The organism is Pseudocolwellia sp. G5-9 (assembly GCF_055808995.1).
Map to the genome: position 1 here is coordinate 1,135,732 of NZ_CM147893.1, position 23,116 is coordinate 1,158,847.

Annotated in this window: 19 protein-coding genes; 2 read left to right on the top strand and 17 right to left on the bottom strand. The window is 35.1% G+C overall.

All coding sequences use genetic code 11. The features are described from left to right. Positions 1 to 570 precede the first annotated feature (570 nt). The 4 genes from gnd to AC0L5Q_RS04905 all read right to left on the bottom strand — a co-directional run bounded on the left by gnd (position 571) and on the right by AC0L5Q_RS04905 (position 5,578). Positions 571 to 2,037, bottom strand: a complete 1,467-nt coding sequence (gene gnd, locus AC0L5Q_RS04890; RefSeq protein ID WP_473614945.1) for a decarboxylating NADP(+)-dependent phosphogluconate dehydrogenase — start codon at positions 2,035 to 2,037, stop codon at positions 571 to 573. Between the two features lie 221 nt (positions 2,038 to 2,258). Next, on the bottom strand, positions 2,259 to 3,332 hold the full coding sequence (locus tag AC0L5Q_RS04895) for a GDSL-type esterase/lipase family protein (protein WP_473614948.1): 1,074 nt from the start codon (positions 3,330 to 3,332) through the stop codon (positions 2,259 to 2,261). Between the two features lie 935 nt (positions 3,333 to 4,267). After that, on the bottom strand, positions 4,268 to 4,975 hold the full coding sequence (locus AC0L5Q_RS04900; RefSeq protein ID WP_473614952.1) for a ZIP family metal transporter: 708 nt from the start codon (positions 4,973 to 4,975) through the stop codon (positions 4,268 to 4,270). A gap of 69 nt (positions 4,976 to 5,044) precedes the next feature. Further along, complete coding sequence (locus AC0L5Q_RS04905) at positions 5,045 to 5,578, bottom strand: DUF1569 domain-containing protein (RefSeq protein ID WP_473614955.1); 534 nt, start codon at positions 5,576 to 5,578, stop codon at positions 5,045 to 5,047. Positions 5,579 to 5,851: 273 nt separating this feature from the next. Here AC0L5Q_RS04905 and AC0L5Q_RS04910 point away from each other — a divergent pair, with 273 nt between their 5' ends. Both AC0L5Q_RS04910 and AC0L5Q_RS04915 read left to right on the top strand, forming a co-directional pair. Further along, positions 5,852 to 6,283: a hypothetical protein gene (locus tag AC0L5Q_RS04910; RefSeq protein WP_473614958.1), complete on the top strand. Its 432-nt coding sequence runs from the start codon at positions 5,852 to 5,854 to the stop codon at positions 6,281 to 6,283. 45 nt (positions 6,284 to 6,328) lie between these two features. Beyond that, positions 6,329 to 6,832 (top strand): YchJ family protein, encoded by a 504-nt coding sequence (locus AC0L5Q_RS04915; protein ID WP_473614960.1) that lies wholly within the window; start codon positions 6,329 to 6,331, stop codon positions 6,830 to 6,832. Positions 6,833 to 6,912: 80 nt separating this feature from the next. On the opposite strand, the gene AC0L5Q_RS04920 is transcribed toward AC0L5Q_RS04915, so the two are convergent. From AC0L5Q_RS04920 to seqA, 13 genes are all read right to left on the bottom strand, one after another. Next, positions 6,913 to 8,190 (bottom strand): diguanylate cyclase, encoded by a 1,278-nt coding sequence (locus tag AC0L5Q_RS04920; protein ID WP_473614963.1) that lies wholly within the window; start codon positions 8,188 to 8,190, stop codon positions 6,913 to 6,915. A 14-nt stretch (positions 8,191 to 8,204) separates the two neighbouring features. After that, positions 8,205 to 9,206, bottom strand: a complete 1,002-nt coding sequence (locus AC0L5Q_RS04925; protein WP_473614965.1) for an ABC transporter substrate-binding protein — start codon at positions 9,204 to 9,206, stop codon at positions 8,205 to 8,207. A 180-nt stretch (positions 9,207 to 9,386) separates the two neighbouring features. Further along, positions 9,387 to 9,713, bottom strand: a complete 327-nt coding sequence (locus AC0L5Q_RS04930; RefSeq protein ID WP_473614969.1) for a YbaB/EbfC family nucleoid-associated protein — start codon at positions 9,711 to 9,713, stop codon at positions 9,387 to 9,389. Positions 9,714 to 9,800: 87 nt separating this feature from the next. Continuing rightward, entirely contained in the window at positions 9,801 to 11,960 is a 2,160-nt protein-coding gene (gene dnaX / locus AC0L5Q_RS04935) for a DNA polymerase III subunit gamma/tau (RefSeq protein ID WP_473614971.1), read from the bottom strand. Between the two features lie 7 nt (positions 11,961 to 11,967). After that, positions 11,968 to 12,513, bottom strand: a complete 546-nt coding sequence (apt, locus tag AC0L5Q_RS04940) for an adenine phosphoribosyltransferase (RefSeq protein ID WP_473614974.1) — start codon at positions 12,511 to 12,513, stop codon at positions 11,968 to 11,970. A 223-nt stretch (positions 12,514 to 12,736) separates the two neighbouring features. Then, entirely contained in the window at positions 12,737 to 12,859 is a 123-nt protein-coding gene (locus AC0L5Q_RS04945; RefSeq protein WP_281252986.1) for a hypothetical protein, read from the bottom strand. A 198-nt stretch (positions 12,860 to 13,057) separates the two neighbouring features. Further along, on the bottom strand, positions 13,058 to 14,881 hold the full coding sequence (locus AC0L5Q_RS04950) for a protein kinase domain-containing protein (protein WP_473614980.1): 1,824 nt from the start codon (positions 14,879 to 14,881) through the stop codon (positions 13,058 to 13,060). A gap of 227 nt (positions 14,882 to 15,108) precedes the next feature. After that, positions 15,109 to 16,671, bottom strand: a complete 1,563-nt coding sequence (locus AC0L5Q_RS04955; RefSeq protein ID WP_473614982.1) for a dihydrolipoyllysine-residue acetyltransferase — start codon at positions 16,669 to 16,671, stop codon at positions 15,109 to 15,111. Positions 16,672 to 16,680: 9 nt separating this feature from the next. Further along, positions 16,681 to 17,658 (bottom strand): alpha-ketoacid dehydrogenase subunit beta, encoded by a 978-nt coding sequence (locus AC0L5Q_RS04960; protein WP_473614986.1) that lies wholly within the window; start codon positions 17,656 to 17,658, stop codon positions 16,681 to 16,683. Further along, positions 17,658 to 18,842, bottom strand: coding sequence for a thiamine pyrophosphate-dependent dehydrogenase E1 component subunit alpha (locus tag AC0L5Q_RS04965; protein ID WP_473614988.1), 1,185 nt, complete (start codon positions 18,840 to 18,842; stop codon positions 17,658 to 17,660). Before AC0L5Q_RS04965 ends, AC0L5Q_RS04960 begins: the two co-directional genes overlap by 1 nt. Positions 18,843 to 19,248: 406 nt before the next feature. Continuing rightward, entirely contained in the window at positions 19,249 to 20,334 is a 1,086-nt protein-coding gene (astE, locus tag AC0L5Q_RS04970) for a succinylglutamate desuccinylase (protein ID WP_473614992.1), read from the bottom strand. Between the two features lie 453 nt (positions 20,335 to 20,787). Next, the gene (gene pgm, locus AC0L5Q_RS04975; RefSeq protein ID WP_473614996.1) at positions 20,788 to 22,437 is read right to left on the bottom strand and encodes a phosphoglucomutase (alpha-D-glucose-1,6-bisphosphate-dependent); all 1,650 of its coding nucleotides are present in this window, start codon (positions 22,435 to 22,437) and stop codon (positions 20,788 to 20,790) included. A 42-nt stretch (positions 22,438 to 22,479) separates the two neighbouring features. Beyond that, positions 22,480 to 23,067 carry a replication initiation negative regulator SeqA gene (gene seqA / locus AC0L5Q_RS04980; protein ID WP_473615000.1) on the bottom strand — a complete coding sequence of 196 codons (588 nt, stop codon included), beginning with the start codon at positions 23,065 to 23,067 and terminating at the stop codon, positions 22,480 to 22,482. Positions 23,068 to 23,116 lie beyond the last annotated feature (49 nt).

The following is a 23,116-nucleotide window of genomic DNA, read 5'->3' on the forward strand; positions in this document are numbered from 1 at the left end:
TTTCAATGAAATGTGCGTTCTCACCCAGTATTTTCGCCAATTTTTAAACTGTTTAGGTACTGCGTCAGGTGTTGAATAAGGCAACCCCAGAAGTAAACACATTCTTATAGCTAAAGCGCTATTGAAACTTAGCTGACAAGGCAAATACTTGCCTTTTAATGTGCAGCATATCTCATACCAATCACCATAACCAATTGCTCATTTAACCCGTTTAAATGGCCAATTACATCGTTATTTAATCATTAGAGCACTACCTACATGACGTAGCTGCTTAGGTTAAGTCTGGAACGATGCTCCTGTATATTTGACCATTTATTCTTTATATAAAATAGATCATGCGCTTAGTATGAAGCGTTTGTTCTTTCGCGAATGGATAAATGTGGTCAAATAATTTTTGCAATTGGTATTAATAATGTCTAACGCTTGAGAAACTTACATAAAAAAATCCGATGAAAAGTATTCATCGGATTTTGATTTTTTACCAACTTTCAGACTATTTATAGCTTAGCTGATCGGCATTAGAAATAAACTCAGCTTTTTATTCAGCATAAATTTACTTGGTAAAACACATTATACGTCGTAAGTTGTAGAAGATGTATTACCACCTCGACCCGTCCAATTCGTATGGAAGAACTCACCGCGTGGCTTGTCTTTACGTTCATACGTATGAGCACCAAAGTAATCACGTTGCGCTTGTAGTAAGTTCGCTGGAGAGTTAGCCGTACGGTAGCCATCAAAGTAGCTTAATGCTGATGATAAACACGGTACTGAAATACCTTGCATGGCTGCTGTGCCGACTACTTCACGCCATCCTTGTTGTGCACTCATGACTACGTCTTTAAAGTAGTCATCAAGTAATAGGTTTGATAGGTTTTCGTCTTTATCAAACGCTGTTTTAATGTTGCCTAGGAAGGCTGAACGAATGATACAACCACCACGCCACATCAGTGCGATAGCACCACAATCAAGTTCCCATTTGTATTCTTTCGCCGCTTCACGCATTACAGCGTAACCTTGGGCGTAAGATACGATTTTAGACGCTAACAGTGCTTGCCTTAAGCTTTCTACAAATGCGGCTTTGTCACCGTTAAATACTGGCGTTGGGCCAGAAATAACAGAAGATGCTAAAACACGCTCTTCTTTAATTGCTGATAAACAACGAGCAAATACGGCTTCACCGATAAGTGTTAATGGCACACCTAAATGTAACGCTGTTACACCTGTCCATTTACCTGTACCTTTTTGGCCTGCGGTATCAAGAATGCTTTCTACTAGCGCTTTACCGTCTTCTTTATACGCGAGAATGTCCGCTGTAATTTCTACTAAGTAGCTGCTCAGTTCTGTTTTGTTCCAATCTGCAAACACGGCTTGCATTTCGTCTGCTGTCATACCGAGTAGGTCACGCATTAAAATGTAAGCTTCACAAATAAGTTGCATGTCGCCGTATTCAATACCGTTATGTACCATTTTAACGAAGTGACCTGCGCCGTCATCGCCTACCCAGTCACAACAAGGTACTGTTAGTTCGCCATTCGCATCAGCAACTTTAGCTGAAATGCCTTGGAAAATAGGTTTTACATGTTCCCATGCTTCTTTAGCGCCACCTGGCATAATTGATGGGCCTAATAGCGCACCTTCTTCTCCACCTGAAACGCCTGTTCCGATGTAAAGCAAACCTTTTTCACGTAGGTAATGTGTACGACGGTTTGAATCTTCAAATTGGCTGTTACCGCCATCTATGATGATGTCGCCTTGATCTAAATGAGGAATTAACAATTCAATAAAATCATCTACTGGCTGACCAGATTTAACCATAAGCATAATTTTACGTGGCGATTCTAAAGAAGCGACTAAGCTTTCTATTGAATCAGCACCGCGAATGCTTTTGTCTTTGGCTCTGCCGTTAATAAAGTTTTCTACTTTATTATACGAGCGGTTAAATGCTGTTACTGTAAATCCTTTACTTGCCATATTAAGGATCAAGTTTTCGCCCATAACTGCTAGGCCAACAACACCTATATCTGATTTTGCTTTCATGTTCTCTCCAAAGAAATAATTTTTATTACATTTGTTATATGCAATACATATAACGAATAAATATTATTTTTATACGAATTCAAAATTTCGCACAAATTACCTACATTTATTTATGGTTAAGATACCAGATATTAATATAACGTACAGTTACATTAATATCTGGTTTATAACTTTTCGCAATATAGAAAATCAATAATACTTATAACGTTAGTTTTAAACGCCTACCAATTCATTAGCGCTTTTATATGGCGTGTGAGTTTACCAGCATTTGCCACATGTTGCTGCACTCTTGGATGCTTTTTATAACCATTAAAGTCAAATAAAGTCATCTCAATCTTTATTTTGTTGTTTTTTTGTTCAACCTGTTTAATTGCACGTTTTACGTAATCTACCCACTTACTATTTTTTGAGGCATCCATACTTCCTAATATTGATATAAATTGTGCATTAGGGTATTTAACACTCAATTTAGTTATAAAGCTTTCGTAGGCATCAATTATATTCTGGTCTGTTGGTTCTGGCTTTAATCTTTTTTCATTATCAATTAACCAACTATCATTTTGACCTAAATTAACCACAACTACATCAGGCTGCCAGGTACTAAAATCCCATTGTGAATCATTTTTATCTACACCTGTTAGTTGGTCATAGTAATCCGGCATAATAAAATCAAACCAGCTCACCATAAAACCTATACCACTACGTGATATTGTATGAAATTCTGCATTTAATTTACGTGCTGTAATCGCAGCATATGAAAGATAATGATTTTTTTCAGATGCCCTTTTATCAATATCGTTATCTGCAGCTTCATTACCCACGGCACTGGTTACTGAGTCGCCAAAAAATGCAATTTTTCTGCTAGGCCGCTTAGGTGTTTTTGCTAATGAATAACCATTTTGCACTTCTACACCATGAAAGAAAGTACCGCCTTCGTAGCCTTCTGTTCTTTTAAATAATTCAAATTCAGTTGTTTTACTCGTAATTAAGTGGCTTAAATCATACTTTTTTAAACCTTTGTTTAATTTAAGTACGTACGGATATAAAGTGTTGCCATTAATAATTACGTTAAAGTAATTTTCCCCTTTTTCATCTTCAATCAGTAATACAAGTTTATTGCCAGTTATATTCGCCTTAATACTTGTACCCGGCCATGTTAGATAAGGTTTGTTTTTATCAGAAAAATCAATTCTCCCTGTGTACAAAAACCCCTTATCTGAGGCCAGTATCACATCAGCAACTACATTAAAAGCAGTTAACAATGTAATAAATAAAATAATAGATAAACGATTCAAAAGCTTAACCTCTATAAATTTAATTATTTAAAACTTACACCGTAAACAAGCGCTAGTCGTTATACCCATAAATTATTTACACGATAGAATTTTTTGCAATAGTTTATTTTGTTTACAATAAACAATCTAGTAGTTTTAACGATTAAAAATCTGCGACTAAATTGTGTTTAATTCTTACAGGATTCTTCATCTTGAAATGGCATAGATATAAATAAAGTTATATCTATTACTCAGACATAGGAACATACTGATATTGTTATACATCTACGTTTAAATTAAACGCTGCGTAACCAAAGTCCTTAGGTTGGTTCAAACCAATTTCAGGTTCAAAATATTCACCTTAAGAGGAAGTATCATGAGTAAAGGACAAGACAATAAGAAGAGTGCTAAAAAGAAACCACTTTTAACAGCAAAAGAAAAGAAAGCAGCCAAAACCGCTAAAAAATCAACAACCAATGTTTTAGGTAAGTAAATTCAAAAGGCCATCAATTTTTGATGGCCTTTACCGTTAATAAACAGATCATTTATCGTTTCTTCAAAATAATATATAGGTAACCTGAACTCCTACCTTGAGTTAAGATGGTTTTGCATATGTTTTCATATTTTATGGAATGGGAAACCAACTAACTTTTTTACTCATCCATACATGTGCTGTTGGCTCAAATATAGTTTCATCTACTAAATTAATAGGTCGTAATTTTAATCGAACCACTGGTCAATCGTCTAGGTTATAGCGATAAACTCTATTACCAGAGTTAAGGAAAAATTTAACATGATTTTTATTTCGGCTATCCGCAATACAACCCCATTCTTTAAATGTACCGGTAAACTCAATGTCTTTAGCATCAATAACAATACTTGTACTGAAAGCGCAGGTAGATAGTTATTACCACTCTTCTCTTTTATATACCAACGTTTAATCTATGCATTTATTTTTATGACGTTGTGATCATTAAACCGTACATACCTACCACAAAACCTAAGACTGCGCCCATAGGTGGAGCCCAATGATTTTCTAATTTAACTTTTGGTGCTAAGTCTTGAAAAACTGAATACAAAATCCCGCCTGAAGCAAATAGCATAATAGCTGCAATAATTACAGGATATCCCGATAACCAAAGGTAACCTGAAACACCAGCAACAGGACCAAGAAAAGCCATTAACGTAAACATAACTAAAATTTTACGCGTATTAAATGAAGGTGATTCGTTTAATTCACGGTAAGCACTAAAGCCCTCTGGTAAGTTTTGTAAGGCAATAATAGCGGCAAGTAAAAAGGCGTTATTATTACCCGTTGCAAATGCAGCGCCTAGTGCAATCGATTCGGGAATAAAATCAGAGATCATGGCGGCAAGTTGACTCGCAGGTGTATTCATTTTTTTCAAATAAATATCAAGGCACATAAAACAGAGTCCACCCGCAATAAAGCAAACACAAGCCCAAAGAGGTTCGGTATTTGTTATACCTTCTGGCACTAATACTAAAGCAACAGCAGACAATAACGCCCCGCCACCAAAAGCAATAACACCATGCTGAACTTCATCATTAATCCAATCTCTTTTAATGCTAGCAATTGCAGCACCTAAAGTCATGGCTAAACCAGCAAGTAAGGTGGAGATAATAACGGTAATTAACAAATACATGAGGATTTTCCAATAAAATCAAAAATGAATGAGCTGTAAAGAACAAAACAGTTTGCTATAAAAATAGAGTTAACCATTAATTTCCTGTAAATGATTATTTAAATGAATAACATGGGCGATTTCATATTCGTTTTTAGATAGCTCTCCATAAGCAAAATGTGGCGCTAAAGCTCCCTTATATTGTTTAAACTCAGTAAATGCATGAGTTAACCGTTGTAACGCGAGTTGTATATTTTGTTCAGGCGATATAAATGGTGCGCCAGGAATAGCTTCACTTAGGTTATGTATCATTTTTCCTTTTGTTGAAAATATAGCAAACGCAAGCTGACCTACTGTATTTTTAAAAGTATCAGATTTATGTTCGGGAAAACCTTGCATTGAATACTCAATACTTTGCGCGCAATGCATAAATATTTGGTAAGCGTTCCATGCACCTGTACTCAATATTTGTTGACCTGACAATGTGGCTAATTTTTTTAGTGCAAAATCTATGGTTAGCTCTTTTGGATTAACACCCAAGTTAAGCCAAATGGCTCCGCCACTTATAACGCCAATGGAAGTACCACCTATAATTGAAGCTTTTAAAAACGCTCTACGTTCCATGATCTAACCTAAACAGTGACATAACAGAACGTAGGATAAGTTATATTCATCAAAAATAAAAACCCCAAAAATATAAACATTGTATTTTTAGATAAATATCCATGTTGCCAATCAATATACCCATGCCACCTTAAGGTGTAATCAACATAAGTAATAAATTGAAGGCTATTCAACAATACCGTAAGTAATAAAAATAATTATTTTAAAATACCGCTTGATTAATGTTCATAATCGATATACTGTATATAAACACAGTATACCGAGGATTTAAAAATGTTTGCAATTAAAGACAATAATATCAGCAAGTTAAATGTTATAAAATTAGAAGCAGTAAACGATTCAATACAATGGTTAAATATTAAAGATATAAATGGAGAAGAAGCACTAACCCAACAATACTCAGAAATTTATCAACAGTACCATGTTAAAAACAAATGGATTTTAATGGTAAATCCTGAAAGTAATTCATTAGACGGCATAGAAAACATATCTAAAAATACCTTTTCAAAAATACTTAAAGTTAACTCAAATAAAGCAACCGTAAAGGTAGAAAATTTAGAAACTGCATTACGTAAAGGTAACTGTTCTGCTGTTATATTGAATAACGCTTCTTTTAATGAAGAAGAATTATCACAATTATATTTATCTGCAAAAGAAGGCAATACTCAATGTATTATTTTAAATAATAAAAAATTAATGCATTAACCTTTATCATTCCATTTAAATAGATTGAGTTAAGCGTTAAGATCTGTGGCAAAGAAATGTATACGAAAATTAAATATGCTGTGTCCATGTGGAAGTAATGCCCAATATAAAGAATGCTGCGAGCCTTTAATATTAAAAAAGCTCAATGCGGAATCTCCTGAACAACTTATGCGTTCTAGATATAGCGCTTATGCTTTGAAACACAGTGAATATATATATGAAACATACTCAAATACATCAAAAAATCAACAATCAATAAACGACATAGCCATATGGGCAAAGGAAACCGACTGGTTAAATTTACGTATTTTAAACACGAGTGAATTTAAAAATAATTCTACACCAACGGTTGAATTTGAAGCCATATATAAGAACAATGGGAAATTGTATAAAATGAATGAGAAATCTACATTCATTAAAGAGAATAACCTCTGGAGATATGTAGACGGAAGTCAGGTAAACTTTAACGAAATACCCACCCCTAAAAGAAACGATGAATGTATTTGCTTAAGTGGAAAAAAATATAAAAAGTGTTGTGGAGGTTATTAACGATAAAAATGTGAGTGTCCCATTCAATAGTCAAGAGCTCCCTTTCGGGTAAAGATTCATTCGCTTTTAGAAAAATACAATCAAGCAGCATCACCACTAACTTCAACCCTATTACGTCCATTTTCTTTGGCTAAATACATAGCTTTATCCGCATCATTTATTAATTGTTCAAAGCTTGAATGTTTATCACTAAGCATTGCAAGGCCAATACTCAAAGTAACCTTTAATTCCTTGTTTTCTACAATAAGGCTACGTTCAACTAAAGAATGTTGAATTCGTTTAGCAATTTCAACACCTCCTTCTAAATCACAGTCAGGTAAAATAATAATAAACTCTTCGCCGCCATAACGTCCTAAAAAATCAATATCTCGTATTTCTTCATTACAAATATCACAAATATGTATCAATAATTCATCACCCACTTGATGCCCAAATTGATCATTAATTTTTTTAAAGTAATCACAATCTAATAACATTAAACTTAACTTATTGTGTGTTCTCTGTTTGCGAGATAATTCCATATTTCCCCTTTCAAACAGTGCTCGACGATTTGCAACTTTTGTAAGATGATCCGTATTAGAGAGTTGCTCTAAAACACGAGTCCTGTCTCCAACAATATTTTTCATCACAGCCAAAGAGACTGTTGTTTCACTTAATTTAAGGTTCATTGTATTAAAAGCTTTAACAATACTTTCAAATTCATCTGAATGATTTGACAGCTTTATTTTTTGAAAATCCCCGCTATGGTTATTTTCAAAAGCACTTTTAACTTCATTAAGCGATATTCTAAACACAGTAGTTAACCGAGAAGAACCGTATAATAAAATTAAAATACTTACCGCGATAATGAATAAAATAAATAAAACCTGTTGTTTGATAACATCCTGAATATCATTTTGAACTATATTGGAGAGCTGAACTGAATCAGCCCTAATAATTTCTAATTGTGTCATTAACCTTGTTTTTAAATGATTTTTTATTGCCTGGCTGGCATTTTTTAATTTATTTTCATTAATTTTACTAAATAGTCGTTTAACATTTTGACTTTGACTATTAATACTATTTTGAATGATTTGTTGTTGCGGCGTTAGGCTAGGTGCTGACTTAAGTAAGTTTATTAATTTACTTTGTAACGTTAACCAATTATCAGCGTTGTAGTTACTACTGTAGAGATTATCGCTAATAGTAAGTTGCTTTAAAGTGTTAGCATGGTTTGAAACTTTTTGTGTGTAATGCTCTCGACTGAAAGCAAGTGCAATCTTTTGTGATGACCATAATATACTGCCAACAAGTAAAACAAATAACACGCAGCAACTGATGGTGAAAAAATAGATCCGTTGCGACAGACTTACTTTCATATTATTAACCCTTTTTATAGCGGTATATTTACGGCACCAGGATCAACCTGCAACATGGCTCTGCTATCGATAAAATCATTGATATTGGGCATTTCATTATATTCACTCATTTGCATTTCTATTGCCCAAGCAGCTTGAGATTTAATATTTAATAATAATGATTGATTTAAACCTAGCTTAAAAATATAGTCAGCCCAAACCCAGTCAATAAACGCAGGGGGCAAATTAAGTTCGTCGCTCATTATTTTTTTTGATAGTTCCGGGTGGGAAACAATATATGCAATCGCAACATTTAACCCTTCAATCACACATTTTGTTTTCTCAACTAGTAAACTATCGGCTTTTTTTGAAATCAAATTAAAACTTAATGTATTTACATTTTTAGTATCATGTACTGTTATTGCCCCGTTTAGTCGCTTTACCGCACTAAAAGCAAAGGGTTCCCACGGAACAATAGCGTCAACTTCATTATTGATAAAACCACCAACAAGATGCTCTGGTTTATAGTTGTAAAGTTCAACATCTTCAATTGTCTTTCCTTCTATAGCGAGCAAAGTACTTAAAAAGTATTCACTTGCAGAACCTTTAGTCACACCAATTTTTTTACCTGTAAGATCTGCTATTGATATTATCTCATCAACCTGACGAGTCAGTAGTTTTACATCGTTATCAGATTGCACAAACATAGCATGAGTAACAAATGCCTTTTTTTCTAAACTTTTAAAAGCAATGACAGAATCAGAACTAGTACCAAAATCAACTTCACCATTCATCACTTTAGTAAATGCCATTTGACCACCAATAACCTCATAATATTCCACACTAACACAAGTGTTTTCAAAAGCATTAATAGACTTAGCTATATAAAATGGAGTTGATAAAGGAGATTTTGATACCGCTATTGATACAGAGTGTTTTTCTAATCCACCAAAAGAGTAAGATTTTGAATACAGTAAGGCCACACCAATAATGATAAATACGGGAGGAAAGAATAATAAAGAAGATGCTCTAGTCAAAAAAACAACTTAAAAATGGATTATTGTATCAGTATAGACACAAATTATTTATTCTTCTATCTTCAAACCATTAAATATTAAGGGCTAGAAGAATAAATGAGTGAGCCTTCCTCCTTATTGTTTAAATGAAAAAACCGACTTATTTGTCGGTTTTTAAATTATACGTCTACTACGGGCATGCTAGAAAGGCATTTTCATCCCTGGAGGTAATTGCATACCACCAGTAAGTGCGCCCATTTTTTCTTTGTTTTGCTCTTCTACACGACGTACTGCGTCGTTAAATGAAGCAGCAATTAAATCTTCAAGCATTTCTTTGTCGTCAGCCATTAAGCTGCCATCTATCTCCACACGACGTATGTTATGGCTACCTGTCATGGTTACTTTAACCATGCCTGCGCCAGATTCACCGGTAACTTCCATTTGAGCTAATTCTTCTTGAGCTTTAGCCATTTTTGCTTGCATTTGTTGGGCTTGTTTCATCAAGTTGCCCATTCCGCCTTTCATCATTTATAGTCTCCAAAAGTATTTGTGGCCAACAATAATTGTTAACCACATAAAATTCAAGTATTACGCTATCTACATTACAGTTTTTTGTTATAACGCCTGTATTGTGTTTTCATCTAATTGTGCTTGAAAATCTTCTTGTAAAGCTTTAACAACATCATCTTCTTTAAGTAAATTAACGGCGTATTGATATCGCTTGTCGTTAATATCTACTTGTATTTTATAGGGGTCAGCTTTAGTTTCTTCAACCACCTTAATTTCTACATTTATCGATTTTGATAAAAAGTTTGAAATACTTTGCTGGAGCTGTTGCACCGCAGTATCTGTTTTAAGGTGTTTAGTTGATTGGTCAAGCAATAAAATTAAGTGGTCATCGGTAGATGATTCAGAAATTGTTGCGTGTATCGCAATTTGTCGAATACGTGCACTCAACGCCATAGAATCAATCATGTTTGCCCATTTATCCACCTGATTAGCAGACTTGATTATTGAAGGATCAATTAACTCTTCGCGATAAGGTTCGTCAATCACCATTTCAATAGGTGCTGGAGCTTCAGGCGTTATAGCATCATTTGTTGCTGTTTCGTCAGCGTTTGGTGTTTGACGCCCTACAGCGTCATTCGACTTTTTTGCCCTTTGTTCCATTTCCTTTTTTCGACTACGTAAAATATTACGTGTTGCTAACGCAGATTCTATAGGGCTTGAGTAAGTTACGGTTTCAACAGTCTGCTCTTGTTGAAAGTCTGCTGGGTTAGCAATAGGCTCAACATTAGCCTCCACAAGAGGAGTTTGCTCAACCGTTTGAGGCTCTGAGTAAGCGGGCATTTCTGGTTGTGACTGCACATGTTCTGCAGCAAGTTGTTCAATGCTTTCCATTTCGGCTGACAATTGTGATTGAATATGCTGTTCTTCTGTCGAACTTTCCAAAACATGAATATTATCTATCGCATTTTGCTCTATTGGCGCTACAACATTCTCTGGCTGAGCTTCAACCTGCTGCTCATTTACTTGCGCTGTATTTGATTGATAATCACTCGATGGAGATTCGTTATTTTTTTGTTCAACAACAGGATCTCTTTCCATTGAATCCGCTGAAAGTACATTTTCAAAATCTACAGGTGCATTAGCTGAAGAATGAACAGAAGTTGGAATTTCATTAGCATTATTTACAGGCTTAAACGCTAACAATCGTAATAGCACCATATCGAATGCTGCTTGTTCATCTGAAGCATAAGGCAAGTCTTTACGGCCATTTAATACAATTTGGTAATATAATTGTACATCTTCAGGCGACATAGCTTGAGCAAATTTTTTCAGTAATACTTCGTGCTCGGGTGGTAAATCGAAATGGCGATCAACGATTTGCACCATAGCCACTTGATGTAACAGTTGAATAAGCTCAGCAAGCAATCGGCTATAGCTTGGAGAATAACTGGCGATATTTAACGACAGCTCCATCAATTGTTTTGAGTCTTGCTTAATTAAGGCGATAAGTATTTTATACACCCAATTTTGATCTACTCCCCCCAGCATTTTTTGTACGTTTGAAAGGGTTATTTCGCCAGCACCTTGAGCAATAGATTGATCCGTTAAACTCAATGAATCACGCATACTACCGCGAGCAGCTTTAGCTAATAAAGTAATTGAACCTTTATCTGCTTGTACCTTTTCAGCCTGTAAAATAATATTAAGCTGCTGCTCAATTTGGCTAACGGTTAGTGCTTTTAAATGAAACTGTAAACAGCGTGATAATACCGTTACCGGTAATTTTTGCGGATCTGTTGTAGCAAGAATAAACTTTACGTGTTCAGGTGGTTCTTCAAGGGTTTTAAGTAACGCATTAAAGCTACTGCGCGATAACATGTGTACTTCATCAATCAAGTAAACTTTATAGCGGCCACTTGTTGGCGCATACTGAACGTTATCAAGTATTTCACGTGTGTCGTCAACTTTAGTTTTGGATGCTGCGTCAATTTCAATAAGATCAACAAATCGACCTAAATCAATATCTAAACAAGTATCACACTTACCACAAGGCTCTGAAGTTATACCTATTTGACAGTTTAAACTTTTAGCAAAAATTCGAGCTATAGTAGTTTTACCCACACCGCGCGTACCCGTAAATAAATAGGCATGATGTAAACGTTGTTGCTCGAGCGCATTCACAAGAACCGTTACTACGTGTTCTTGTCCCATTAATTCTTTAAAGTTTTTTGGACGCCATTTTCTTGCTAAAACTTGATAACTCATTAAAAGCCTATTTACCTTCGTATTGGATCAATGAATAAACATTGAGATTTAAAGCAGCAAGTTTTTCTTCTCCGCCGAGTTCAGGTAAAGAAATAACAAATCCTGCGTGCGAAGCCTCCGCTCCTATTTTTCGAATAAGCTTGGTGGTCGCTTCAATAGTGCCGCCAGTGGCTAATAAGTCATCGATAATAAGTACTTTATCTTCTGGCTTAAGTGCATCTTGGTGTATTTCTAGCGTGTCTTGCCCATATTCTAGTTGATAGCTTTGAGCAAAAGTTGCACGCGGTAACTTACCTGGTTTACGTACGGGTACAAAACCTACACCAAGCGCTAATGCTAAAGGTGCACCAAATAAAAACCCTCTGGCTTCGGTACCAACAACCTTAGTGAATCCTTGGCCTTGATATTTTTCAACTAATAACTCAATAGTTAAAGCAAATGCCTTAGCGTCGTCTAATACGCCTGTGACATCTCTAAATAAAATACCTTCAATTGGGTAGTCCGGAACAGTATGAATGGCTTGCTTAATTGTTTCTATTTGTTGTTGGGTCATCTGATAAAAATAGCTAATAAAATTATCCCTAAAGAATAAATCAATTTGACTTGTTTTTATAGTGATATGGGGACGGTAATGTGAATAAAAAAGAAAACAGGTAAGTTAAAGCAGAGCAATAATTATAAAAGATAAAATATGGGTATTTATTAAGCTAACTAAAGCTAATAAATTCAGCCGACAAAATTAAGCCTATTAAGTATATATAATAGGCTTAAAATCATTAAGATAGCATTGCATACCAGCCCATTAACATAGGTAATAATGGCATCGCTAACGCAACAAGTGTTGCTATCAGTAAATGACCAAAATGAGATGATTCTTTAAAATTAGTATCTTCAGACATACTAGCACTCTCTTAAATAAATTAGGGCGCATATGTTAACCTAACTCGTTATTTTAATGTAGTATAAATTGATCTAGATCAATAACTTTTTAATATAAAAATCGCGTATTAAAACTCACGTTACCAAAAGCGTCAACTGAACAATACTCAAGATAAACAGATAAAGAATAGCTTCTTTTTTCAGTTCATCTTTTAGTTTTAACTTACTTTAGGATTTTTAGGATAAAAACGATCGGGTACACAATTAATATGTTCAAAAAAACGCGTGTCTTTGTAAGGTAATTTCATAAAACCTGAAATACCTAAACCTGTTATGGTAGGTAATAATTCAATAATGTCTTTGAAACATTGTTCAAATTCTTCTTTTTTCTCGTGATTAAGTAGCATTAAATAACTGTGTATTTTTAAGTGTTTAGGTAACACCTCAAAAATAAGACAACCTGTATGATGGATCAAATTAAGACGATTGATCACTGTCATTATTTCATCAGGCAAATAAAGATATTCGTCAGGATCTTTACCGTCTTCAAAGTATGAGTGGACTTTAGTTGCATCATCTATTTCAGGTATATCACTCACATCAAAGGGAATAACTTGGTTATTCTGTGCAATAAAAGGTTGTGATTCGTCATCACGTTCTACGTGTATTGTATTTCTAGCATTAAACAGACAACTTTTAAAAACACCAATTCGGAATATTCCTTGAGCTAAACTCACCATATTATTTACGGCGCTTTCAAAAGAGAATCGTAAGCTTTCATCAAACATAGTTAAATTAGAGTCAATATATACGCCCTTCTTTTCCCAACGAATAGCTAAACCGCCTACTACAGGAAAGTTACCTAAACGGCTGACTGCCGCAATAAAGGCTTTTTCGGTATCTCCCATCCCCATTAAATAGTTTTTATAATATTTTTCTAATTGAACATCATCAATTTCATCTAAACTGTCTTTATAGCTAGACTCTCGAAGGAAAGATTTTCTTGAACCGTATACCACCGTATCAATATCTATATTAGCGTTTTTAATCCATACGGGGATATGCGGTTTAGCATGATAAATGGTAGGCGTATTTGATAACACTATGCTTTTTAGATACTTAAATTGACTAAATAAATGGTCACCTGCTTTTTGCCTAATTACAGGATCATCACTCAACATGCCTTCAATAATTTTAGCCAGTAAAACAGGTAAACCTAAAGATGTAGGCGTAATAACGTGATTACCATAACGACATGATTGACCTGAAGCTAATGCGTATAAGGTAGCGGCTAAACCTTGCTCATCAAAGCGAGGCGATGATAACCCACCATTTATTTGTTCAGGGCCAATAAAATAAACATCTCCTAGTCTTGAGTTAGTTTGTTGAAGATCGCTACTCATTAAATCCATAACATTATTCGACGTGCTATTGCCATTTTCATCCACTTGAGCGATTACAGAAGACCCCCAATCAATTAAATAGACCTTGTTAGTTTCTTCATCATAAACAATGTTAGAAGGTTTAATATCGCCATGTACATAAGGCTTACCTGTTTTGTGTAAGGCGCCAGTACGTAAGTGAATTAAAATTTCAGTTAACTGAATCGCTATATTTACAATAAGCTCGGGAGGTAGAGGTCCTCTTTTAAACGATACTTTTTCAAGATCTATACCGGGAGCTCTTTGCATATGCAAAATGGATTGTCGCTTGATTTTATAATATTCGATAACTTGTGGGATTTGTGGATGAGACAATTGAGCTTGAATTTCAGCTTCTTCTTCTAATCTATCTTGTACATTTTGAGGAAGGTTTAATCGAGAAAACTTAAAAACAAATTGCTCTTTCTTTTCATTTTCAGCATTGAATACAAAACCGTAAGCGCCCTTACCTAGCAAGTAAGTATTGGTGTATCCAAGAGAATTTAATTGTTGCTGACAAAGCTTAAACCATTCTTTAAGTTTGGTGGCGTCTTTGTGGCTCATTAAATAAATAGACTGTTCTTCTGCAATATAAAAATGCTGAAGCTTTTTTTCAGACAAGGGTTAACACCTTTTTTGAGTCTTTGTCATTAAACGAACTTTTTAACACTATTTTTGTTTTATAACAGTTTCTGTCATTAATTTGCAATAAAACTACCTTATTATTGCAACCACTTAATTAAGCGTTGTTCGCTGTATTAGGTACATCCCCCAATTTAGGACTAGTTTGTTGCAAACTATCTAGCCCCACACTGAAGTTTTAGTGTGGGGCATTTTTTTAAACGCTATTACGCCATATTCATCATCATTAACGTTGGGTTTTCTAGATACGATTTCCATAAATTACAGAATCTCGCAATAGTTCCACCGTCAATAGTACGATGATCGCCCGACCAACTTACCTGCATAATTGAACGAGCTACAACATTACCTTTATCATCAAATCGAGGCAGTTTTTGTAACTTACCTAATGCAACAATGGCTGATTCAGGCTTGTTAATAATTGGAGTAGCAATCGTTCCTCCAATTGCACCTATATTAGAGATTGAAATAGTACCGCCTTTTAAATCGTTGGCAGCAACACGACCTGAACGTGCGTCGTTTGTTAAACGTGTAATTTCTTGTGCTAAATCAATAATAGATTGAGTTTGAACTGACTTAACATTAGGTACTAACAAACCTATTTTAGAATCTACTGCCATACCAATGTTGTGATCATCAAAATAAGTAATTTCGGTGCAATCTGCATTTACTTTGGTATTAATAATAGGAAATTCAGTTAACGCTAACGACATAGCTTTCATAAAGAAGGGCATTAAAGTTAATTTAATGTCTTGCTTAGCATAATGCTCTTTTAGTTCTGTTCTTATTGCAATTAAATCCGTTAAATCTATTTCATCACAATAGGTAAAATGAGGAATGCTAGAAACAGAATCCACCATGGCTTTCGCCATTACCGCTTTAATACCTTTGATCGCTTCTGTACGTGTACCGCCTGATTTAACAAGCGTTGTAGTACTCATATCACTTGCTTTTGGTGCTTCAACAAAAGCGTGAATATCTTCTTTGTATACTCGGCCTTTTTTACCAGACCCCGCAACTTCATTAATATTTACATTAAGTTCTTTGGCGACCCTACGTACCGCAGGGCTCGCTATCGCTTTTTTATTAATAATGTTAGTCGTACAAGTATCAGTTTTAGCTGCTATTGGTTTATTTACTGCCTGACTAGCTACTTTTTCTGGCTCTGCTATAGTTGCAGCTGAAACCACTGAATTAGATAAATATTCAACTGCAAATAAAGGTGTATGAACTTTAGCGATATCACCTTTTTGATAATATAACTTAGTCACTTTACCTTTGTGCATTGCAGGAATTTGTACTAATGCTTTATCTGTCATTACATCAGCAATAGGCTGATCTTCTTCAATTAAATCACCTTCTTTCACCAACCACTCAACAAGTTCACATTCAACAATACCTTCACCAATATCGGGTAAAATAAAGTCTTCGATGATCATTGCGTTAGAAGTTGTTGTTTGTTCTACAACATTCACAGCGGTACTTTCTTGCTGAGTTGGCACTTCAACAACTTCTTCACTTTCATTATCACCTTCAACCGTCATCGAAAATAACGGCGAATGAACCTTCGCAATTTCACCTTGCTGATAATAGAGTTTTTCAACAACACCATTATGCATAGCAGGAATTTGTACTAATGCTTTGTCTGTCATTACATCAGCAATAGGCTGATCTTCTACAATATGTTCGCCTTCTGATACAAGCCATTCTACAAGCTCGCATTCAACAATACCTTCACCAATATCTGGTAATATAAAATCGATGGTCATTTCAATCCCCTAAAAATTAACACTACGTTTGATGGCTTCAAACACCTTAAGGTGATCTGCTACGTATTCTTTTTCTAACGCCAATGGATACGGCGTATCCATACCACACACACGTTCAATAGGAGACTCTAAATGCAAGAAGCATTCATCTTGTATTGTTGCGGCTATCTCACTGGCAAAACCACTAGTTAAAGGAGCTTCTTGGTTTATTAATAAACGCCCTGTTTTGATTACAGAAGCAGAAATAGTATCAACATCCCATGGTAAAATAGAGCGTAAATCAATAACTTCACATGAAATTCCAGACTTTTCCGCTAAATCAGCAGCCTTTTCTATAATTTCCATTTGAGCACCCCATGCAAGCAAAGTAATGTCTTTACCTTCTTTCACGACCTCAGCTTTGCCAAGTGGTAATTGGTAATCTTCCTCTGGTACTTCTCCTACCGATGCACGATAGAGTTTTTTAGGTTCAAAAAATATAACCGGGTTTTTATCTCGAATAGCAGCTAATAATAAACCTTTGGCTTGATACGGATTACGCGGAACAACAACTTTTAATCCAGGAGTGTGTGCAAAGTATGCTTCTGGCGATTGGCTATGATACAAACCACCGGCAATACCTCCACCGTAAGGAGTACGAATAGTTAAATTACCTACATTAAATTGGTTACCACTACGGTATCGAAATTTTGCAGTTTCATTCACAATTTGATCAAAAGCAGGAAAAATATAATCGGCAAATTGTATTTCAGCAATGGGAACACTGCCTTGTGCTGCTAAACCGTTGGCAAAGCCAATTATGCCTTGCTCTACAAGCGGCGTATTGAAACAACGCGCTTTACCATGTTTTTCCTGTAAGCCACTTGTTGCTCTAAAAACCCCACCAAAATGACCAACATCTTCACCAAAGCATAGAGCTCTATCGTTTTCAGACATGGCAATATCTAATGCGTTATTAATCGCTTGTAATAAATTCATTTGTGCCATTATTTAATTCTCCCTGCAGTAAACGGATAAGCGTCAGGGTATTTTTTAATATGTTCTTTTAATTCATTTAACTGACGTGTTAATTGAGGTGTCGGTATGTCGTATACATCGGTAATAAGATCTTCAACAGGTGGTTTATCAATTTTTTCAGCCACTTTGACTGCTGCTAAAATTTTATCTTTGTATTCCTCTTTCAACTCATTTTCTTGAGTTTCATTCCACCAATTATTAGCTTCCATCCATTTTTTCATGCGTAAAACAGGATCATTTTTTTGCCACTTCTCTTCTTCTTCACGCGTTCTATAACCCGTTGGATCATCAGAAGTAGAATGTGCACCTAAACGATAAGTCATACCTTCAATTAATACAGGTTTGTGTTCTTTAACCGCATAATCACGAGCTACTTGAGTTGCTTTTAAAACAGCTAAAACATCATTACCATCGACACGAATGGTTTTAATCCCGTACCCAACACCACGTGATGCAATACCATTACCTCTAAACTGTTCATCTGATGGAGTAGAAATAGCATAACCATTGTTTCTACAGAAAAAGATCACTGGAGCATTATGTACAGCAGCCATGTTTAAGCCTGCATGAAAATCTCCTTCTGAGGCAGCGCCTTCGCCAAAATAGCAAAGCGTAACAGCATTTAAACCTTGGAGTTTCTGTCCGTATGCATAACCTGAAGCTTGAGGGATTTGGGTAGCTAAAGGCGAAGATACCGTCATGTAATTCAAATCATTTGAACCATAATGAATAGGCATTTGTCTGCCTTTTCCTAAATCTTTTTCATTACTGAACATTTGATTCATAAAATTTTCAAGGCTAAAACCTCTAAAAATTAAAGCGCCTTGTTCACGGTATTGCGCCATGATCATATCTTGTGGCTCAAGGCCCGCAGTACCACCAATAGTAGTGGCTTCTTCACCTAATGCTGTCAAATAAAAACTTAATCGTCCTTGACGCTGTGATGCCACCATACGTTCATCTAATACTCGATGAAAGACGAATGATTGATAAATTTTAACAGCAAGCTCTTGATTAATTTCAGGTAATTCTGCTCCTGGAAACACGGTTCCATCATGGTTAAGAATTTTAAGAACTGGAATTTCGACTGAATGACCATCAATAAAGACAGGAGTATGTACATCCAATCCTTGTTTATATTCGTCACGGTTCATAGCGATCTCTTTTTAGTACGGTTACAAAAAATACTTATTATTTTTTCATGCTTTTGATAAGTATAGATTCAAAAATCAACTTGTTTGTATTGATTTCATATTCACGACTTAAACTTTACGTTCACGTAAACTTAATTACAAAAAAATGCATACTGCGACGTATTTAAAAAACAGATGGTTTTGTATTATATAGTTTACACCATTCCTTGAAAGCTATTAAAATAAGGCTATGTAAAATAAACGTTACGAGGTAACTAAGACTTTTTTTGCCTAAAACACGGGGAATATAAAGCGAAAAAACAGTAGAGAAAGACGATTAATAGTAATTGAATTTGTAAATTCAATTACTATTAATTCACAAAAATTAAGTGAGCCCTCAAAACTTAATTTGAAAGGAACAAATAGGTTATAAAATAATGGTAGGAGTAACCGTTAATAAAGCTCTTTGTCCGATAGCAACATCAGCATTAGGGAAGATAATCGCTTCACCATCTTGTTTTACTTTAACTTCTTTATCACCATCAAAAGCTAAAACATAATTGAGCGGAAAAGAGGTGAAATTATCAACATCGTCAGCAAAGTTTAATCGAAAATTTTCTGCTTCACGGTTTATCGTTTGGTAAATTTCAAACACATCAAAATCATCAGGATTGTAATCTCCTAATTCAATATCTGCACCCGTAATGAGTGCTAAGAGTGTATTGGTCACCTGGGTAAAATTATTCATGTTGTTTTCACCAAAGGGTTTAACTTTACCTAGTTCAACGGTAAAAGCATCAGCACCAAACTCATTGGCTGAAAAGTAACTGAAGGTAGTGGTTGGCGAATGAGAAAGCAACACAGTAGTAATTCCACATTGCTTTAAAAAAAGTAGTTGTTCTTTCTTCCATGGTTTTTCATGCTGAAAAGGATACACGGCAAATTTGTCATTTTTTGACCCTCTTATCGCAGTGTGTAAATCATAATGACAACGACTGCGACTTGAAGCGACTTGATCACCTTGTTGATAAAATCTTCGTACCGTGTTTTCAAGTAATTTAGCTCTTGTTCTCTCTTTATTGATAACTAATGAACCATCAGCAGCAGGTTTTGAGTGAGCGCCTGAAAAAAGGCGGTTCATGTTTTCTTCAACAAACCGTTTACCTATATTAATAGATGCGGGGTTACCAAACAAAAACAATACTCTTTGTGTAGCGGCTATTTCACCGAATATTAATTGTTTAATTAACGTATTACAAATTTCGATAGGTGCAGTTTCATTACCATGAATAGCACTTGATAAAACAATATCTTGAGTCGTATTACAGTCGGGTTCAAAAGATATGATACCTGTATCTAACACAGTAACTTTTGTAGATATATTAGTTGAAGTATTACTAGAATTTACAATAAATGAAAAAGGTTCAGCTAAAGACCATTCATTTTCACGACTTAATTTAAGAAAGTCACCGCTGGTTTGTAACTCTTTTTGATGTTCACTTAATGTACTCATAAAACCTCTATTTACATAGCTAAAAAACTATTCTACGTTAAATTTCAGGCAAATAAAAAGGTGCAATAAAGCACCTTTTTTTAAAGTTTTGTATAATTATTCATTCACTTACTTTCTATTTCCCTGAGCTTTATAAAGAGAGCTACTCATAACAAACCTTTAAGAATAGTTACATTGCTTTAAATAAAAAATATGCGAATATTTATGCGAATAAAACAATTTTATTTATTTAAAAATAATACCAAACGCATTAATGAATTGACCTATTTTATACGAAGAGTAAATGCTCAAATACACAGGTTCATCGTTCCAGACTGAACCTAAGCACCTACGTCCTGTAGGCGAGGCATTTATTTTAATAAGGAGTGCTCTAATTATTAAATAAATAACGATGTAATTGGCCATTTAAGCGAGTATAAATGATCAATTGGTTATTGCGATTGGTATAAATACTTATACTACGCCAGCATCAGTAAATGCAGCGCTAACAATCACTTTAGCTTCAGAGAATATAAGCTGTAAATGTTCATCACTAATAAAACTCTCCGCATAAATTTTATAAACATCTTCAGTTCCTGACGGACGAGCAGCAAACCAGCCATTCTTAGTCGTTACTTTAATACCACCAATCGCAGCATTGTTACCTGAAGCATGAGAAAGTATTTGCGTAATTTCTTCACCAGCTAAAATTGTTGTTTTAATTGCATCAGCTGTTAACGCTGTTAATACCGCTTTTTGTTGTAAGCTTGCTACGGCATCTACTCTTCCGTAAAAAGGCTTACCTAATTTAGCAGCAATAGCTTCAAAACGTTGATGAGGATCTTGGCCTGTTACAGCTAACATTTCAGCCGCTAATAAAGCCATGATAAAACCATCTTTATCAGTCGTCCAACATGAACCATCTCTTGCTAAAAATGATGCGCCAGCACTTTCTTCACCACCAAAGGCATAACTGCTGTCGTGTAAACCGTCTACAAACCATTTAAAACCAACAGGCACTTCTGATAAAGGACGTTCAATCATATCAGCAACACGGTCAATTAATGAACTTGACACTAAAGTTTTACCTATTTTACAGCTTGACGGCCAATCACGATGCGTCATTAAATATTCAATAGAAACAGCAAGATAATGATTAGGGTTCATTAAACCGCCAGACTTAGTGACGATACCATGGCGATCAAAATCAGGATCATTACCTACGGCAACATCAAACTTGTCTTTCATGGCAATTAAGCCAGCCATAGCATATGGAGATGAACAATCCATACGGATTTTCCCATCTTTATCTAATGGCATAAATGCAAAGCTAGCGTCTACTACGGGGTTAACTATTTCGATGTTAATTCCATACTTTTCAGCAATAACAGGCCAGTAATGAATACCTGAACCACCTAAAGGATCAACACCAATAGTAACGCCTGATTTAGCAATAGCGTCCATATCGATAACTTGATCAAGCTGGTTCACATAATGCTCAATAAAGTTTTGTTTCGTTAATAAAGGTGAACTTAGTGCTTGTGTGAAAGCTGTTTTCTTAACATCTTTTAACTGGGCTAAAATAATATCGTTAGCACGTTGTTCAATCAGTTTAGTGACTTCGCCTTCTGCAGGACCACCATGAGGAGGATTATATTTAATACCGCCATCGGTTGGCGGATTATGCGATGGAGTAATGATTAGTCCGTCAGCTTGATCTGTATTATTTTTGTTATGGCTAATAATTAAACGAGAAATAACAGGTGTTGGTGTAAAGCCATCATCATGTTGAATAACAACAGGTACATTATTACCAATTAACACCTCAATTGCTGTAGCAAATGCAGGCTCCGACAAAGCATGTGTATCTTTACCTAAAAATAACGGACCTTTATAACCTTGTACAGTTCTATATTCTGCAACTGCTTGGCAAATAGCAATAATATGACATTCGTTAAAACTTAATAAACTTGCACTTCCACGGTGACCTGATGTACCAAAAGTCACTTTCTGTTCAACAATATTTACATCGGGTGTTTGTAAAAAATAATCACTCACTAACCGACCAATATTAATACGATCTTCTGGTCGAGCTGGCTTTCCTGCATGAGGGTGAACTGACATGTAATATCCTCTAATGTTTAATTAAATTTTTGAACCATCTATCTACAATAATTCTCGAATATCTTCCGCTTCACTTTCACTATAACCTAAAGCTATAGCGACTTTTGTTAAAATCATTTTTTTACGAGTAGTATTTGAATTAGTAACAACCCAGTAAGGGCTTTCTGGAATTTGGAAAGGTTTAGTACTGCTTCCGCTTTCAGTTAATTCATTCAAGTTTGCGGAAAAATATAAACGGTCTCTGCCTCTAATATCTGAAACAACAGAAAAATTATTTGTATGAACACGATAAAGAGCGCCAAGAATTAACAAAAATCGCCCTACCGCACCTCGCTGCATAGCTAACTCTTCTTTATTTAAATAATTAAAAACAGACTCGTTCGTTGCTATTTCTTGGGTTACAGGTTGGCTATCTATTGTTGTTTGTTCAACGGTATTTTCAAACTCAGGCTCTTCTATAGCTTTGATAAGTTCAATACTACTAGCTACTTTATCGTTAGCAATGCTACTGGCAGGTTGTTCATTTTCAAACAAAAGCCTACGTAATATAGACGATGCACTTTCGCCAATAAATTGTGTTTGTGATGCGATATATTGATAAAGGTCTTCTTCTATTTCGATATTTTTCATTAATTACCTTGATACCTTGGAGATTAAAATACTACGAGCGCATTGTGAT